Genomic DNA, 16,962 nt, shown 5'->3' on the forward strand with positions numbered 1-16,962 from the left:
AGTTTTTAAACCATTAAAATCCTGTTCCCCCTTCAGGGGGTTAGGGGCTCCGCTATCTTCCGCCACTCAAAATACCCAAACACAGCTACTATAAATAAGATAACGGTAAGCACGGCAAACATCGCCAGGTTTTTATGATAAAACAGGGGAATGGCAAACAGGTTGCTTACGTTAAGCAATACCCAGTTCTCTATTTTGCGCCTGGCTAAAAGCCACATCCCTGCCCACGCTGTCGACGATACCCAGGCATCCCAAACCGGCACGGTTGAGGGAGTGAAGCTGACAAGCACCAGGTACAAAACGCCCCATCCCCCAAAAACAATAAGCAGGGTAATTATCCATTCCTGCCGGTTGGCATAGCTTACTTTTACGGCGGGCTGGTCGCGCTTTTTTATCCAGTAGTACCAGCCGTAAAAACTCATTACTATGTAATAGCCGTTAAGCAGGCATTCGGCATACAGCCCGATATTGAGCAGCAGATAAATAGAAATTAAAGTAGCGACTATACCCGTTGGGTATAGCCACACTTTATTTGCTTTTGCCAGTATTACTTCGGCCACGCCAAATATAACGGCCAGCCATTCCAGCAAGGTGGTTGCTTTTACCTGATCTATAAATAAGGCTATCCAGCTTTGCATAACTTAAAAGCTTAAGCTAACAGATGCCAAAAAGTTGCGCGTTGCCTGCGGGAAATAGTAGTTATAGTTAACCAGCGTGCCGCTATCCACCTCGGGGTAGGTGGCACCGTTTGCTTCGTATTTTTTACTAAAAACGTTGCTCACCAACAACCCTAAACCAATGTTTTTGATGGCCTTGGTGCTGAAACTATAACTCAGCCTTACATCGTTTACAAAATACGATCTCAGCAGGCGGTTAACCGCGTATGGGTTATCGGCCACATCAGGCGAAGTTGAGATACCCGCAGGGTTAACATTTGCTGTATTATCCAAATATTGCCTGCCCACATATTTACTTACAAAGGCAATGCTGCCATTTTTTACGGGCGAATAAACGATCTCGCTCCCAACGATCAGCGAGGGCGAATAAGCAATATCTGTTTTTTTGAACGATTGTGTTACCGGGGTTAGCGGATTGTAATCATCATCGTAGCTGGCTAATGAAAGTGTCAGGTCTTTGATCTTGTTGGTGCTGATGGTGGCATTGGCAGCCCAGCTAAGCTGTTTAGTTATTTTAACATTGCCGTCAACTTCAATACCGGCCCGATAACTATTGTCAACATTAATGCGTGTTGCCGAGCCTACATCATTTAAGGCGCCTGTTAATATCAGCTGGTTTTTGTAAAGCATGTAAAAGGCATTAATGCCCCCCTTAAATACATCGCCGCTGGTACGGTAACCTACCTCAAAATCTTTAAGGTTTTCGGGCTTGGGCCTGCTGGCCGGGGTAGAGTTGGTGTAATCATCGCGGTTGGGCTCGTGGTTGCCTACCGCGAAGGATGCGTAGATATTATTATGCTCATCAAACTCGTAAGTTATGCCCGCTTTAGGGTTAAAGAAGTTAAGCTTGGCATCCTGCTGTACGTTGTTCAAGTTCCTGTCGAACCCCAAGAACGAGTAGTCTATCCGGCGGTACTGCAGATCGGCAAAAAGGGTTACATCGCCTACTTTGTATTCGCCGCGGCCAAAAATGTTAAAATCGTTCTTTTTGGCATCATCGCGGTAGTTCTCGTAATTTGGCGGTATGCCCGCACTTTCCCTTGTATAAATAATATTGCCAAAATGCGCGCCGGTGTAACGGTTATAAGCGCCGCCCAAAGTAAAGTTAAGGTTGCTTTGCGGCAGGTATTTTAAGGCGTAAGTAATGCCGTAAAAGTCGTTATCAAGCCAGCGGCGGCGGGCAATGTCGGTATTGCTGATGGTGGTGCCGCCAATAACTACCGGGGTAAGGCCGTAATCTTCTACTGCTTCGTCGTCCTTAAATTCCTCGTAATATCCTTTGCCTTTGGTATAATGCAGGGCCCCGCTAAAGGAGAGTTTATCCGATAGTTTTTGATCGTACAGCAACTGGTAGTGGTTCTGCTGGTAATTATCTACCTGGTCCTTATAATAACTGCCATCGGGCATCAGGCCAAGTTCGTTATACGTGCGGTTATTGGGGAGGGTGTTATCGCCGATAATATAATCGGGGATGCCGTTCCAGGCCTGGTAGGTACGTTCTTTACCCGCAAATACATTGGCCCTAAGCGTGCTGTTTTTACCGTAATAAGCCGCGCTCACAAAAAACGATTGCAGGTTTGACGATGCCCTGTCGATGTACCCGTCTGACCGGATCCTCGATAGCCTGCCATCCACACTAAAATGCCCGCCTAATAAACCCGAGCCCACGCTTACCGTATTCTTTACGGTACCATACGATCCTGCACTGGTGTTGATTTCGGCGTAGCCGGTATCGCGGCGGGTGGCGGTCTGGATGTTGATGCTACCGCCAAATGCCCCGGCCCCATTGGTTGATGTACCCACGCCGCGCTGTACCTGGATATTGTTAACCGATGAGGTAAGATCGGGCAGGTTCACAAAGAACGAGCCCTGGCTTTCGGCATCATTCAGCGGGATGCCGTTAACTGTAACGTTGATCCGCGTACCATCGCTGCCACGGATGCGGATGCCGGTATAGCCAATGCCGGTACCGCCGTCAGAACTTACCACCACCGATGGTGTTTGGGCCAGCATGTACGGCAGGTCCTGCCCGTAGTTGTTTTTTTGCAGGTCTTTCTTACTCAGGTTGGTAAACGCCGTTGGCGAGTTTTTGCCCGCGCGGGTGGCCGTAACGGTAACTTCTTCGGCGCTGAACGTGGCGTTTGTAAGCGAGAAGTTAATTACCCGGTTGCCGTTTAAAGCAATGGTTTGGGTAGTGGTTTGGTAGCCAATATAGCTGGCTTTAATGGTGTAGCTGCCATTTGGCAGGCTTGTAATTTGGTAATTGCCTTTTACATCGGCCTGGGTGTTAACCGCAGGGTTTGTAATGGTTACAGTTGCGCCGGGCAGTGCCTCGCCGGCTTGATTGGTGATCTTTCCGCTGATGGAAAACTGGGCCGATGCCAGGACAGGCAGCAGCAGGGCGATAAGCGCCGTAAGTAAATTTTTCAAATTTGTTAAACAATAAATTAGTTAAACCATCTGCTCACCAGGGTATAATGGCAGTACACTTAACTTGTTACCTCTCCCTACGCCGGCATTACCCGGATCAGGTGCATATTTAAGTCTGTAGTCGTAAGTTTTTAGTCCAAAGTCGCATTTGACTTAAGACCAAGAGCTTTATACTCCGGACTTAAATAATGGGTTTGATCTCAGCCTGTCTTTCAGTTTGATTGCTCAAAGCAAGGCACCCCTTGAGAATTATAGGGCAAAGATATACGTTATTTCGGATTTTAGACGCCTTATATCGATTTTACTAAATAGGATATGTAAATTTGTTAAAAGCAATTATCGAAATGACCAGAGTTGAATTGAAGGAAAAGCTAATAGCTAAAATAGGCACAACTAACGACGAGGAATTGTTAAACCAAATCTCGCGGTTAGTAAATTTAGAATTATTTGCAGATGAGATTTATAAACTAAATCCTGAAGAGTTTGAAGCGGTGAAAGAAGGCATTGCACAAATTGAAAGTGGATTGTTTGTATCAGAAGCAGAGGCAAATAGAACTATTGATAAATGCTTAGGAAGATAAAGTGGTCTACCATAGCTTTACAACAGTGGGTTGAAGTTTTAGAATATTGGAAGGCAAGAAACAAGTCGACGCCTATAGCATAAAGCTCGATAAATTATTTAAAGAAAGCTTTGACATTATAGCCATCTCCCCTGAAATAGGTAAGCCAACCGACTTCCCGTTAGTGAGAATCAAAATCATTCGCGATTATCTTATCTATTACCGCACAATGGATGACGCAATAGAAATTTTAACTGTTTTGGATAGCAGAAGGGCGCCAAAAAAGTTAGACCTATAACCGTTGATCGCTATCTCCCTTTGTTAAGTAAATTTGTAAACCTACCGGTTGATTTAGAGCAAATTTCTAATTTCTTCCATCTCAATACTCAAATCTCCTATCTCATATCTCAAAAAACAGTACTTTTGCAAACTTTTAACAAAAGGAATTATGCTTAGAACACACACCTGCGGGCAATTAAATATCAGCAATTTAGGTGAAACGGTAACCCTTTGCGGATGGGTGCAAAAATCGCGCGACCTGGGGGGAACCACATTTATTGATGTGCGCGACCGTTATGGTTTAACCCAACTGGTTTTAAATACCGATACTGATGCCAGCCTGCGCGAAGCCGGTAAGCAGCTGGGCCGCGAGTTTGTTATTAAGGTAACAGGCACCGTGGTTGAGCGTTCTAATAAAAACACAAAAATATCGACCGGTGAAATAGAAATTACCATAACCGAACTTGAAATATTGAATGCTGCCAAGATCCCTCCGTTCTTAATAGAAGATGAGACCGACGGTGGCGAGGAACTGCGTGCCAAATACCGCTATCTGGACTTGCGCCGTAACCCTATCCGCAACAATCTTGTTTTGCGTCACAAAATGGCTCAAGAGATCCGTAAGTATTTGGATGGATTAGATTTTATAGAGGTGGAAACCCCTGTATTGATCAAATCGACACCTGAGGGTGCGCGCGATTTTGTGGTCCCAAGCCGCATGAACCCGGGCGAGTTTTACGCCCTGCCGCAATCGCCGCAAACATTCAAGCAACTGCTGATGGTAAGCGGGTTCGACCGTTATTTTCAGATCGTAAAATGTTTTAGGGACGAGGACCTGCGCGCCGACAGGCAGCCGGAGTTTACGCAGATAGACTGCGAAATGTCGTTCATCACCCAGGAGGATATCCTGAATATTTTTGAGGGATTGACCCGCCATTTGTTCAGCACTGTTAAAGGACTTGAGCTTGGCGATTTCCCGCGCATGCAGTACGCCGATGCCATGCGTTTATATGGTTCTGACAAGCCCGACACCCGCTTTGGGATGCAGTTTGTGGAACTGAACGATGTGGTTAAAGGTAAAGGTTTCAGCATTTTTGATAATGCCGAGCTTGTTGTTGGTATCAATGCAAAAGGTTGCGCAGGTTACACCCGCAAGCAAATTGACGAACTTACCGAGTGGATGAAACGCCCGCAAATTGGCGCTACCGGCCTAATTTATGCCCGCCATAACGAAGATGGTACCCTTAAATCATCGGTAGATAAATTTTACAACGAAGAAGAACTGGCTAAATGGAGTGCCGCTTTTGAAACAGAAAAAGGTGACCTAATTTTAATATTAGCCGGCGAAACCGATAAGGTACGCAAGCAACTAAATGAGCTGCGCTTAGAAATTGGCGGCCGCTTGGGCCTGCGCGATAAAAATAAATTCGCGCCGCTTTGGGTGCTGGATTTTCCGTTATTGGAATGGGACGAGGAAACTTCCCGTTTCCACGCCATGCACCACCCGTTCACTTCGCCAAAGCCCGAGGATATCGCCCTGCTGGACACCGACCCTAAGAACGTACGCGCCAATGCGTATGATCTGGTTATCAACGGTACCGAAATTGGTGGTGGTTCTATCCGGATCCACGACCGTGAGTTGCAGGCACTAATGTTTAAGCACCTGGGCTTTTCGCCCGAAGAAGCGCAAAAACAATTTGGCTTTTTAATGGATGCCTTTGAATACGGCGCGCCTCCGCATGGCGGTATCGCGTTCGGGTTCGACAGGTTAACGTCTATCTTCGCCGGGTTAGATTCTATCCGCGATGTGATCGCGTTCCCTAAGAATAATTCGGGCCGCGATGTGATGATCGATTCGCCATCAACCATAGCCGATGCGCAATTAAATGAACTAAAAATCAAAACAACTGTATCACCCGCGTAACTTTCTGCGTATCTATATAAATTATGAAAAAACATTTCCTGATACTAAGCTTATTCCTGTTTGCTTTCGCCTCGTGCAAAAAAGATGAAGCGCCGTTTGATGCCGCCGCACAGGCCGCAAAAGACGAAACAGCGATACAAGCTTTTTTAACGGCAAACCCCGGCATTGATGCTACCAAAGATGCCAGTGGAGTTTACTACCAGGTAATTACAGAAGGCACAGGTTCGTATCCAACAGCAAGCCAAACGGTTACCGTAAACTATGTTGGCAAATTACTTAACGGAGCACAGTTTGACGCCGGAACAGGGCTTACGGTAAATTTAAGCGGCAGCATTATTAAAGGATGGAAAACCGGGTTGTTACATGGTAAGGTTGGGGGGCGTATGCTTCTTATTGTACCATCGGCATTGGCCTATGGCAACAGTTCGCCGGGCGAAAAAGTTCCGGCAAATTCGGTATTGGTATTTACCATTGATATTTTGGGAATCAACTAAGCAATATAATTTATAATTAAACTTTTTTATATCTATGAAAAAATATTTCTTTATACTAAGCATGCTGGCCGTAGGCCTCGCGTCATGTTCAAAAAGCGATCCCGGACCGGTATATGATCCGGTAGCGCAGGCAAAAGCTGACGATGGTGTAATAAAGGCTTATTTAGCTTCGCACACCGATATCACTGCAACCAAAGATACATCCGGTTTATATTACCAGATAATTACTGAAGGTACGGGCCCGGTTATAACCAACGACTCGAAAGTAAAGGTGAGTTATGTAGGTACCGATATAAACGGGGTTAAGTTTGATCAAAGGGAAGACTATACAACTACTTTATCAGCTTCTACCAACATCATAGCCGGCTGGAAAATTGGCGTGCCAAAAGTTAAGGTAGGCGGTAAAATATTACTGATAATCCCGTCAACGCTGGCATACGGGCCTTATTCAAACGGGCCTATCCCTCCAAATTCGGTAATTATATTTGTTATTACAGTTAAGGAACTGGTTACAGGTACCACTCCTATATAATTTCTTTTTCAAAAATTTGTTAAAAGCGCCTTAATTTAAGGCGCTTTTTTGCTTTCGCGCCATCTGATAGCCAGGTTTTGCCAATGCATTATGCCTAAAGCCGTTAAAATGTGATGGGGACGGTTTTTAATATAAATCGCTATATTTAGCCTCACCAACCCCTTCATCATGAAAAAATTATTCGTCCCGCTATTTTTGTTTGTCTCGTTATCGGCATCGGCCCAAAACAACGCTGCAAAAAAAATAGTAAGCGATAAAGCGGATGCGCTTGAAAGCAAAATTATAGCCTGGCGGCGCGATTTTCATGAACATCCCGAACTGGGCAACCGCGAGGTGCGCACATCTGCCATCATAGCCAAACACCTGCAGGCATTAGGTATTACTGTGCAAACCGGTATTGCTACCACAGGTGTGGTGGGCATATTAAAAGGGGGCTTGCCCGGCCCGGTAGTTGCCCTGCGTGCCGATATGGATGCGCTACCCGTTATCGAGCGTGTGAACCTGCCTTTCGCATCGAAAGTTAAAACACAATATAACGGTAACGAAGTAGGCGTGATGCATTCCTGCGGGCACGATTCGCACATGGCTATTTTAATGGGGGTGGCCGAGGTGCTGTCGTCCATGAAAAAGGACCTGCGCGGTACCGTAAAATTCATATTTCAACCAGCCGAAGAGGGTGCGCCTACAGGAGAAAAAGGCGGCGCCGAAGAAATGGTGAAGCAAGGGGTAATGGAAAACCCAAAGGTTGACGTGATATTTGGCCTGCACATCAATTCGCAAACCGAGGTGGGCAAAATAGTTTACCGCCCCGGCGGTACCATGGCAGGCGTAAAAGATCTGCAGATAACCGTAAAAGGCCGATCGGCACATGGCGCTTACCCCTGGAGCAGTGTTGACCCAATTGTGGTATCGGCACAAATTATCACCAGTCTGCAAAGTATTGTAAGCCGCAATATAAACGTAACCGAAAACCCCGCGGTGGTTACTATCGGTGTAATTAACGGCGGTTCGCGCTTTAACATCATACCCGAGAGTGTAAAGATGCAGGGCACCGTTAGATATTTTACCGACGGCGACGAAAAACTGATAACCGAAAATGTAAAGCGTATTGCCACCAAAACTGCCGAAGCATACGGCGCTACTGCCGAGGTAATGATACCCTTTAGCAATAAATATCCCGTTACCTTTAATGATATTGCACTTACCGCCAAAATGCTGCCCACGCTGGAAGCTACCGCGGGTAAAGAGAACGTGTTATTGCGCCCGCCTGTTACCGGCGCCGAAGATTTTAGCTTTTACCAGCAAAAAGTGCCGGGCATATTCTTCTTTTTAGGAGGGATGCCAAAAGGCGGTAATAGCATAACGGCCCCATCGCACCATACGCCCGATTTTTATTTAGACGAAAGCGGCTTTACCCTTGGTGTAAAGGCCTTGTGTAATTTAACGCTGGATTATATGGCAGGGAAGGGAAAGTAACATGAGCACAGAACTGATCACCTATAAAAAGTTTAACGATGCGGCCCTGGCAAATGAACTTGCCGAAACTTTGGGCCGGTATAATATCCCTTATACGGTAGAGGAAGAATCTACCTTGTTTAACCCAACATTTTATGCTGATGAAACCGCTAACGATTACGCGGTGAAAATTAGCGCCGACGATTTTTTAAAAGTAAACGATATCCTGAAAGCGGAAGAAATGCAAAGTGTTGCCGCTGTTGGCCCCGATCATTACCTTTACGATTTTACCAACCAGGAACTTACCGACCTGGTATCGAAACCCGACGAGTGGAGCCAGTTTGATAATTTGCTGGCTGTTAAGATACTTAACGAGCGCGGCGTAAAGATCACCGAGCAAAACATCATTCAGCTACATTCGAAACGGTTGGAAGAACTTAAAGCGCCCGAAAAGCCGCAGCTAACCTGGATCATCTTCGGTTACTTTTTTGCGATATTTGGGGGCTTGCTGGGCGCATTTGTTGGCTGGCACTTATCAACGCATAAAAAAATATTGCCCAATGGCGAGCAGGTATTTAGCTACACCGAAACCGACAGGGCGCACGGCACCAGGATCTTTTATCTTTCTATTTTGGTGTTGATTATTGCCATTGTTTTAAGGTTTACCCAAAGTAATTAAGCGTAGCTTTGCCCAATCTCCTCTTCATTTGCAGTAAAAACCAGTGGCGCAGCCCTACAGCCGAAGTATTATTTAAAGGCCACAGCTTTCACTATGCCCGCAGTGCAGGCACCGGCGATAAAGCGCGCATTAAGCTCAACCAAAAATTAATTGACTGGGCCGATGTGGTGTTTGTGATGGAATACAAACACCGCGATATTATTAAACAAAAATTTGATGCCCGCCATAAACAGCTTGTAGTTTTAAATATCCCCGATGACTACCGGTTTAACGACCCGGAACTGGTAGAGATATTGAAATCGGCATTGGCAGAGTGGCTGTGAATAAAATTTGACAGTTTAACAGGTATCAATCCGTTAGCGATCTTAACTATATTAAATTATTACGCCCATTTTATAATATGTAATTAGTTTATATATTTGATTATCAATCATTAAACCTAAACTTATGACAGTAATCGATGTAATTACCTGGACCTGTGCTGCGGTGTTTATTTTGACGGCGGCTATCACATTATTATCAGTTCTCAACTTAATAAAGATCGAACCCCAATTCAGGGAAAAGCTTTTTTATGCTCTTTTAATTGAAATTGTTGTTGGTAGCGTAGCTGTTTTTAATACTAACGTTTCAAATAGCCACCTGAACATCATAAGGGTATCCAATCCTAAAGATGGCACTACCACAAGAGTAAAACCTGGCGATAATTTCTTCATTAACGGTGTTTGTGCAAGGGAGCCCGGGGCTTCTTTTGAGGGCGAAATAAAAATAAAAAACAAGGAGTATAAGCTTGTTGATTTCAATATCAACAATCGGGACATTTTTACGGCATCTGCAGTATTAGATAGCGATACTCTTCAACAAACACCTATGAAAATAAGTGTCAGGCTAATTTCAAAAGGAAAAATAATTTATGCTGATACATCCACTACAAATATCATAATCTCAAGGCAATGAGTGTAAACTTTTGCCCTTGTAACCCTGAGGCGTTGGATGACAAAACAATTTGCTCAAACTTGCGCTCGTTGCAGACGAGCGCAAGGATAATCTATGAAACCCGCCTTCGCTCGTAAAGCGGTTATTACTTTTCCACTTTCCTGAAATCGTAAGGGCTGTACTCCACAAAATCGGCTACTTTAACGCGTATGCCCGTCACTTTACCATCTTTAACAAAAAACGGGAATATGGCCTTACCAAACACCGGGTCAGAAAAGGTAACATAGAACCGGTTGCCGCCCAGTGGCTGTAGCTTGGCATACATTTTTGGGTGGTGCTCAAAACGGATCTCCAGGTCGTTACCATTTTCGCCCCGGGTAATTTCCAGGCTGCCATAAAAATCGTTTACGTATTTGCCGGTGTATTTATTGGCAGATAGCGCGGGTTTAATATTCAGCAGGGTGCTGTCGCGCAGCTTTTTATCGGCTGCCAGTTCTGCAGTAGTGTTGGTTTTATTATTGGCCAGGTAAGTATCGTTATAATGGTAGTTCTTGTTTTTAAAGAACGCGTCGATGATATCCCATCGCAGTGCTTCGTAAAGCGCGTTTTGGTCGGTATTGGTCAGGATTATAATGCCCAGGTGCTCTTTAGGCACCAGCGTTACCGATGATACATAACCGCTTACCCCGCCGTCGTGCATAACCAGGCGCCGGCCGTCGTAATCCTGTATAAACCAGCCCAGCCCATAAAGCTGAAAGCCGCTATCGCCGTTTAAATGGTTAACGTTGCCCACCACATCCTGCGCCTGGCGGGTAGCTGCAATAGCCGATGCCGGTATTACCTGCTTATTGCCAACTTTACCATTATCCAGTAAAGCCATTACCCACTTACTCATGTCATTTACCGACGAGCAGATACTGGCGGCAGGCGCCAGCCCATCGGTATTACAATAAGGTATGGCGGTGAGGCGACCGTCGACCAGTGTGTGCGCCACGGTGCGGTTAAGCGCTTTTGGCATTTCGGCGGTTAGGGCCAGTGTGCTGTTCATCCCCAGCGGGGCAAAAATCTCGTCCTTTAAATAGGTTTCCCATTGCTTGCCGGTAACCCTGGGGATAATTTCGCCCGCCGTTAAAAATGCCGAATTGGTATACCCCCATGTAGTACGGAACGGATAGGTGGCTTTCATTTTACCAAGCTTATCTATTACCTCGTGGCGGCTTAAGTTGGTATTATAAAAAGTAAAATCGCCCTGAAATGTGCGAAACCCGAGGCGGTGGCACAGCAGATCTTTAACAATGGCCATATCGCCGGCCGCTTTGTTTTCCAGCTTAAACTCGGGGATGTATTTGGTTACCCTTTCATCAAGCGATAACTTTTTTTCGGACTGCAGCATGGCTAAGGCCGTTGCGGTAAAAGCTTTGGTATTGCTGCCTATCATAAACAAGGTGTTTGCATCTACCTTATTGGGCAGGCCAAGCTCTTTTATACCGTATCCCTTCATCAATACTATCTTGCCATCCTTTACAATACAAACAGCCGCGCCGGGGATGCGCCAGTCGGTTAGGGCCTTATTTATATAGGTGTCCAGGCTATCCTTAATAAATTTACTCCTGTCAACATCCTGCGCGTTAACAGTAACAAAGGCAATAAGGCATAAAAGCAGTAAGTGTAATTTTTTCATGGTATAATATATCACGGGCTTTAAAATGCTAATTTAACGCAAAATTTACAGCAGCATTATTTATTTAATAAATTAAGGGACAATTATTAAAATCAAATTTTCATGAACACTAAATGTTACCGCACCGGGCTGTTTGCCCTTGCGATTTTGCTATTAACGCTTGCACAAAACAGCGTTATGGCCCAAATACCATCAACCCATTGGGCAAAAGATGGTTACCAGTATTATAAAGTACAAAGCGGCGAAATTGTGGTGCTTGATGCCCGCGATGCCAACAAAAAAACCGTATTGGTAAACAAGGAAATGCTTACCCCGCAGGGGCAAAAGCCTATAGGCGTACGTAGCTTTTACCTGTCGGCCGACGGGCAGAAGGTACTGCTGTACACCAACGCCAAAAAGGTATGGCGCTACGCTACCCGCGGCGATTATTGGGTGTATGATTTTGCAGCAAAAAAATTAACCAAACTGGGCACCAACCTGCCGGCATCATCTATGATGTTTGCCAAGTTCTCGCCCGATGCCAGCAAGGTTGGGTACGTAAGCGGGCATAACATTTATGTAGAAACCCTGGCCGACGGCAGTGTTAAGCAATTAACTACCAACGGTACGGATAAACTGATAAACGGCACGTTCGACTGGGTGTACGAAGAAGAGTTTTTCTGTCGCGATGGATTCCGCTGGAGCCCGGATGGTAACCAGGTAGCTTACTGGCAAATAGATGCCAGCAAAACCAGGAATTACCTGATGCTGAATACAACCGACTCTATTTACCCTTACGTAAAACCTGTTGAATACCCGGTAGCGGGCGAAGCGCCCTCACCATTTAAAATTGGTGTGGTAAGCGCGACAGGGGGCGCTACCAAATGGATGGATATCCCGACAGACCCGGTTCTGCAATCGTATGTACCAAGGATGGAGTGGGCGGCCAATAATACCGAACTGGTCATTCAGCACCTTAACCGGGCTCAAAACCAAACCGAGGTAATGCTTTGTAATGTTGCCACCGGCGCATCAAAAACCATTTACCAGGAAAAAGATGCCGCTTGGGTAGATATTTTGCCAGAGTGGGAAGAGACCTACTATTATGGCGGCTGGGACTGGTTTAAAAACGGTGCAGACTTTTTATGGGCCAGCGAAAAGGACGGCTGGCGGCATTTATACCGCATAAGCCACGATGGTAAAAAGGAAAAGCTTATAACCAAAGGCAATTACGATGTGATGCAGATAAACGCTATCGACGAAAAATCGGGTTATGTTTATTTCTCGGCTTCGCCGGATAATGCTACGCAAAAATACCTTTACCGCACAAAACTGGATGGCAGCGGTAAAGCCGAACGCCTTACCCCTATGAACGAGCCAGGCACCCATAATTATGATGTATCGCCAAATGGCAAGGCGGCTACGCATAGCTTCTCAAACTACTACACCGAGGCCGTTAACGAAGTTGTTTCCCTGCCCGATCATAAAACCTTTAGCGGCGATGAAAAAGTGGCCAAAGCGGTCACCGCATCTGCAGGACTGAAAGCAAAATCGAACGTTGAGTTTTTTAAAGTAAAAACTGAAGACGGCGTGGAAATGGACGGATGGATGGTAAAACCTAACGATTTTGATCCCGCCAAAAAATACCCGGTAGTGCTATTTGTTTACGGCGAACCATGGGGCCAGAATGTGAAAGACGAGAACGGATCGAGCTATAACTTTATGTACAACGGCGATATGGCAAAGGATGGCTACATCTACATGTCGATTGATAACCGTGGTACACCTGTGCCCAAGGGGCGCGAGTGGCGCAAATCTATCTACAAAGGCATTGGTACGGTAAACATCCGCGACCTGGCCATGGGCACCAAACAATTGCTTAAAGACCGCTCGTACCTGGACACCTCGCGCGTGGCTGTATGGGGCTGGAGCGGCGGCGGTTCATCAACCCTAAACCTGATGTTCCAATACCCCGAGATCTTTAAAACCGGGATAGCCATTGCTGCAGTAGGCAACCAGTTAACCTACGATAATATTTACCAGGAGCGCTACACCGGCGTGCCGGTTGATGCAGAAGGCAGGGCCGCGTACACCAAAGGGTCGCCTATTACTTATGCTAAAAACCTTAAAGGCAATTTACTGTACATACATGGTACCGGCGATGATAACGTGCATTATCAAAATGCCGAACTGCTGATAAACGAACTGGTTAAATACAATAAACAATTCCAGTTGATGCTATATCCAAACCGTACCCACAGCATATCTGAAGGTGCGGGCACAGGTATGCATTTACGCACCCTGTACACCAACTATTTAAGGGAGCATTGTGCGCCGGGCGCGAGGTAAGCCTTACGCCGGCCCCCTCCAAAGCAGAGGGAGATAAAATTCACCTTCTTAACCCTCTCCTTTGGAGAGGGTTGGGTGAGGCCAAAGCAAAAGCCCCGCCGGCATAACCGCGGGGCTTTTTATATAATATGTTTGTAATTGGGCTAAAAGGGAAGGTCGTCCGCATCGTTGTTGCGGTACCCGTCGGTGTCTGATGTTTTTAAAACCTGGCGCGGGGCACTGTCATTCTCAAAATCGGTTTTGCGGCCCAGCATGGTAAAGTTTTCGGCAACCACTTCTGTGGTGTATTTTTTAACGCCTTCTTTATCCTCAAAAGATCGCGTGCGCAGTTTGCCTTCTATATAAACCAGCTTGCCATTTTGTAAAAATTTAGCAGCTACATCGGCAAGGCCGCGCCACATCACTATATTATGCCATTCGGTTTGCTCTACCTTGCGGCCATCTTTATTAAATGTTTCAGATGTTGCTAATGGGAAACTTGCTACGGCAACCCCTCCTTCTAAATGCCGTACTTCGGGGTCTTTTCCTAAATGCCCAACCAGTATTACTTTGTTAATTCCAGACATGCCATAAATTAACGGAGAATTATTTAGAAATTAAAAAAATATTTTATAAATATAAAAATGGCTTTGGGAAGCGCTAAGTTTTCAAGGTTATTTACATCGGTATAAAACCAGCCGCTCTGTAATTTATCCGGGAATTTATCTAAAACATGAAACCTGATAAATAATTGCTGATGCGTAAGCACGTGCTTAATTATAGCCGGGTTATTCTTAAACGCAATGTTTTCACCAAAAACTTTCATCTGCGGAAGCTTTAGTAACTCGTTCTGCTCAATTAATTCTGTGGTTTCGATAAGCGGCAGGTCGTACATATTAGCCCAGATATCGCCTTCGCCGCGTTTATTCATTAACACCTCTTTACCATCAGATATTAACATATAGTTAAAATACCTTTTACGTACCTTAACAGTTTTAATTTTTACAGGCAAATACGTTGTTGCATTTGTTTTAAAAGCAACACAGCCCAGCCTTACCGGGCAAATGCCGCAAGCCGGTTTTTTAGGTTTGCAAAGCATGGCCCCAAACTCCATTATGGCCTGGTTATGCAATGCCGGGCGGGCCTTATCAAGCACATCGTTGGCTATTTGCTGGAACATCTTTTTTCCCTTCGGCGAATTTATGGGTTCATCCACTCCAAAATATCGCGCCAGCACACGGTAAACATTACCATCAACTACAGCCTTCGCTTCGTTTGATGAGAAGGAGGATATGGCGGCGGCGGTATATTCACCTATACCCTTAAGCTTTATCAGTTCGTTATATTTAACCGGGAACACGCCGCTATATTGCTGCTGCACCAGCTGCGCGGTTTTTAACATATTGCGGCCCCTGGAATAATAACCTAGGCCCTGCCATAAGCGTAGTACCTCGTCTTCATGTGCTGCTGCAAAGTCAGTTACGGTTGGGTATTTTTCTGCAAAGCGATAAAAATAGGGCGTGCCCTGCTCAACACGCGTTTGCTGTAATATAATTTCAGACAGCCATATGATGTAAGCATCGGTTGTTTTGCGCCAGGGCAGGTCGCGCTTATTATCGTTGTACCAGGCTATCAGTTCGGCAGAAAGATCCATCGCCTGCAAATTAACATCATATCATCTCTGTATCATAATTTACAGCAAAAAATGCCGATTTAAGGCTGCCCGAAAAAAAATCTGCTATTTATTTTATTCTTTATAAATAAAGCGATACTTTTGCAACCCCAAAACAGTTAAGTATTTATACATTTAAATAAAAGAAAACAGGATATGACCAAGGCAGAAATTATAGCTGAAATCTCATCTAAAACAGGAATAGAAAAAGTGGACGTGCAGGAAACTGTTGAGGCGTTTTTTAAGGTAGTTAAAACCTCGATGGTTGGCGGCGAAAACGTATACGTTAGAGGTTTCGGTAGCTTTGTTGTAAAAAAGAGAGCTAAAAAAACAGCCCGTAACATCTCAAAAAACACTGCCATCATTATCCCTGAGCATTTTGTGCCAAGCTTTAAACCGGCTAAAACTTTTGTTGAAAAAGTAAGAAGCGGTAACAAAACGGCTAAAGCAAGCAAGTAATCTGGTATGAGAGTTAAACAAATAGTTGTAGGCGTAGCAGTAGTTGCTATTATGGGCTATTTGTATTCGTTACCGGTTAAGGGTTTGGTTAAACCAAAAGAGGCAACCCGTGGCAATGCTGCGGCGGGTACTGCGCCAAAAGCAACAGCAAACGCTAATATAAATACAGCTTCGGTATCGGCATTGGCTAAACCTAATATTGATGCTACTATAGCGCAAGAGATAAGCGCGCTTGAAAACAAGCTTAAAACCGCCGGCGAGGCAGACAAAGTAACCCTGCAAAGGCAATTAGCCAAAGCATGGGACAGCGTTACCCAACCGGCCCCTGCAGCTTTTTACTACGCGGATATTGCACATAGCAGTAACCAGATGGAAGATTGGTTAAATGCAGGTAACCGTTTTAACGCGGCGTATAAATTATCAACCGATACAGCGGCACAAGGTACATATGTTGCAAATGCTGTTGAAGCATTTGACCATGCCACCAAACTGCAGCCGGCCAGCCTTGAGGCTAAGACCGGGCTGGGTGTTGCTTATGTAAACGGTGGCGCTATGCCAATGCAGGGTATCGCGCTTTTGCTTGATGTAGTAAAAAAGGACCCTAAAAACCACGACGCGGTGCTAAACTTAGGCATGTTTGCCATGAAGAGCGGCCAGTACGAAAAAGCGGTTGACAGGTTTAAAACCCTTATTGCACAAAAGGAAGAAGTAGAGCCTTATTTTTATTTAGCCGAAAGCTATAAACAGCTGGGTAAAAAACAGGAAGCGATTGCAGCTTATGAAAAATGCAAACAATTAATGGGCGACCCGGTTGCGGGACAGCGCATAGATGAGTATATAAAGGAATTAAAGAAATAAATTAATCACATTTAAAAATTAT

At 45.2% G+C, this 16,962-nt stretch carries 17 protein-coding genes; 12 read left to right on the forward strand and 5 right to left on the reverse strand.

All coding sequences use genetic code 11. The annotated features are described in order from the left end of the window. Positions 1–32 precede the first annotated feature (32 nt). Both pnuC and EWM62_RS15640 read right to left on the reverse strand, forming a co-directional pair. Complete coding sequence (gene pnuC, locus EWM62_RS15635; protein ID WP_129877616.1) at positions 33–638, reverse strand: nicotinamide riboside transporter PnuC; 606 nt, start codon at positions 636–638, stop codon at positions 33–35. A gap of 3 nt (positions 639–641) precedes the next feature. Then, on the reverse strand, positions 642–3,107 hold the full coding sequence (locus tag EWM62_RS15640; protein WP_129877617.1) for a TonB-dependent receptor: 2,466 nt from the start codon (positions 3,105–3,107) through the stop codon (positions 642–644). A gap of 344 nt (positions 3,108–3,451) precedes the next feature. On the opposite strand from EWM62_RS15640, the gene EWM62_RS15645 reads away from it, so the two are divergent. From EWM62_RS15645 to EWM62_RS15685, 9 genes are all read left to right on the forward strand, one after another. Next, positions 3,452–3,688, forward strand: a complete 237-nt coding sequence (locus EWM62_RS15645) for a hypothetical protein (RefSeq protein ID WP_129877618.1) — start codon at positions 3,452–3,454, stop codon at positions 3,686–3,688. A 46-nt stretch (positions 3,689–3,734) separates the two neighbouring features. After that, positions 3,735–3,965 carry a type II toxin-antitoxin system RelE/ParE family toxin gene (locus EWM62_RS19810; protein ID WP_162499856.1) on the forward strand — a complete coding sequence of 77 codons (231 nt, stop codon included), beginning with the start codon at positions 3,735–3,737 and terminating at the stop codon, positions 3,963–3,965. A 150-nt stretch (positions 3,966–4,115) separates the two neighbouring features. After that, positions 4,116–5,870 carry an aspartate--tRNA ligase gene (aspS, locus tag EWM62_RS15655; RefSeq protein ID WP_129877619.1) on the forward strand — a complete coding sequence of 585 codons (1,755 nt, stop codon included), beginning with the start codon at positions 4,116–4,118 and terminating at the stop codon, positions 5,868–5,870. 23 nt (positions 5,871–5,893) lie between these two features. Next, positions 5,894–6,364, forward strand: a complete 471-nt coding sequence (locus EWM62_RS15660) for an FKBP-type peptidyl-prolyl cis-trans isomerase (RefSeq protein WP_129877620.1) — start codon at positions 5,894–5,896, stop codon at positions 6,362–6,364. Between the two features lie 34 nt (positions 6,365–6,398). Then, entirely contained in the window at positions 6,399–6,896 is a 498-nt protein-coding gene (locus EWM62_RS15665) for an FKBP-type peptidyl-prolyl cis-trans isomerase (RefSeq protein WP_129877621.1), read from the forward strand. Between the two features lie 168 nt (positions 6,897–7,064). Continuing rightward, positions 7,065–8,372, forward strand: a complete 1,308-nt coding sequence (locus tag EWM62_RS15670) for an amidohydrolase (RefSeq protein ID WP_129877622.1) — start codon at positions 7,065–7,067, stop codon at positions 8,370–8,372. 1 nt (position 8,373) lies between these two features. Next, on the forward strand, positions 8,374–9,030 hold the full coding sequence (locus EWM62_RS15675; protein WP_129877623.1) for a hypothetical protein: 657 nt from the start codon (positions 8,374–8,376) through the stop codon (positions 9,028–9,030). 8 nt (positions 9,031–9,038) lie between these two features. Further along, on the forward strand, positions 9,039–9,353 hold the full coding sequence (locus EWM62_RS15680; RefSeq protein ID WP_129877624.1) for a low molecular weight protein tyrosine phosphatase family protein: 315 nt from the start codon (positions 9,039–9,041) through the stop codon (positions 9,351–9,353). 124 nt (positions 9,354–9,477) lie between these two features. Next, entirely contained in the window at positions 9,478–9,984 is a 507-nt protein-coding gene (locus EWM62_RS15685; RefSeq protein WP_129877625.1) for a hypothetical protein, read from the forward strand. A 124-nt stretch (positions 9,985–10,108) separates the two neighbouring features. Here EWM62_RS15685 and EWM62_RS15690 read toward each other — a convergent pair whose 3' ends face one another. Then, positions 10,109–11,644, reverse strand: coding sequence for a serine hydrolase (locus tag EWM62_RS15690; protein ID WP_129877626.1), 1,536 nt, complete (start codon positions 11,642–11,644; stop codon positions 10,109–10,111). 102 nt (positions 11,645–11,746) lie between these two features. Here EWM62_RS15690 and EWM62_RS15695 point away from each other — a divergent pair, with 102 nt between their 5' ends. Further along, positions 11,747–13,972 (forward strand): S9 family peptidase, encoded by a 2,226-nt coding sequence (locus EWM62_RS15695; protein WP_129877627.1) that lies wholly within the window; start codon positions 11,747–11,749, stop codon positions 13,970–13,972. Positions 13,973–14,115: 143 nt separating this feature from the next. On the opposite strand, the gene EWM62_RS15700 is transcribed toward EWM62_RS15695, so the two are convergent. Together EWM62_RS15700 and mutY are read right to left on the reverse strand one after the other, a co-directional pair. Beyond that, positions 14,116–14,538 (reverse strand): single-stranded DNA-binding protein, encoded by a 423-nt coding sequence (locus EWM62_RS15700; RefSeq protein ID WP_129877628.1) that lies wholly within the window; start codon positions 14,536–14,538, stop codon positions 14,116–14,118. Between the two features lie 23 nt (positions 14,539–14,561). Beyond that, positions 14,562–15,605, reverse strand: a complete 1,044-nt coding sequence (gene mutY / locus EWM62_RS15705; RefSeq protein WP_129877629.1) for an A/G-specific adenine glycosylase — start codon at positions 15,603–15,605, stop codon at positions 14,562–14,564. A 174-nt stretch (positions 15,606–15,779) separates the two neighbouring features. Between mutY and EWM62_RS15710 the strand changes: the two genes are divergently transcribed. Further along, positions 15,780–16,082, forward strand: a complete 303-nt coding sequence (locus tag EWM62_RS15710) for an HU family DNA-binding protein (RefSeq protein ID WP_129877630.1) — start codon at positions 15,780–15,782, stop codon at positions 16,080–16,082. Positions 16,083–16,088: 6 nt separating this feature from the next. After that, positions 16,089–16,940, forward strand: coding sequence for a tetratricopeptide repeat protein (locus tag EWM62_RS15715; RefSeq protein WP_129877631.1), 852 nt, complete (start codon positions 16,089–16,091; stop codon positions 16,938–16,940). Positions 16,941–16,962 lie beyond the last annotated feature (22 nt).

The sequence above is a fragment of the Mucilaginibacter terrigena genome, assembly GCF_004168255.1.
Classification (GTDB): Bacteria; Bacteroidota; Bacteroidia; order Sphingobacteriales; family Sphingobacteriaceae; genus Mucilaginibacter; species Mucilaginibacter terrigena.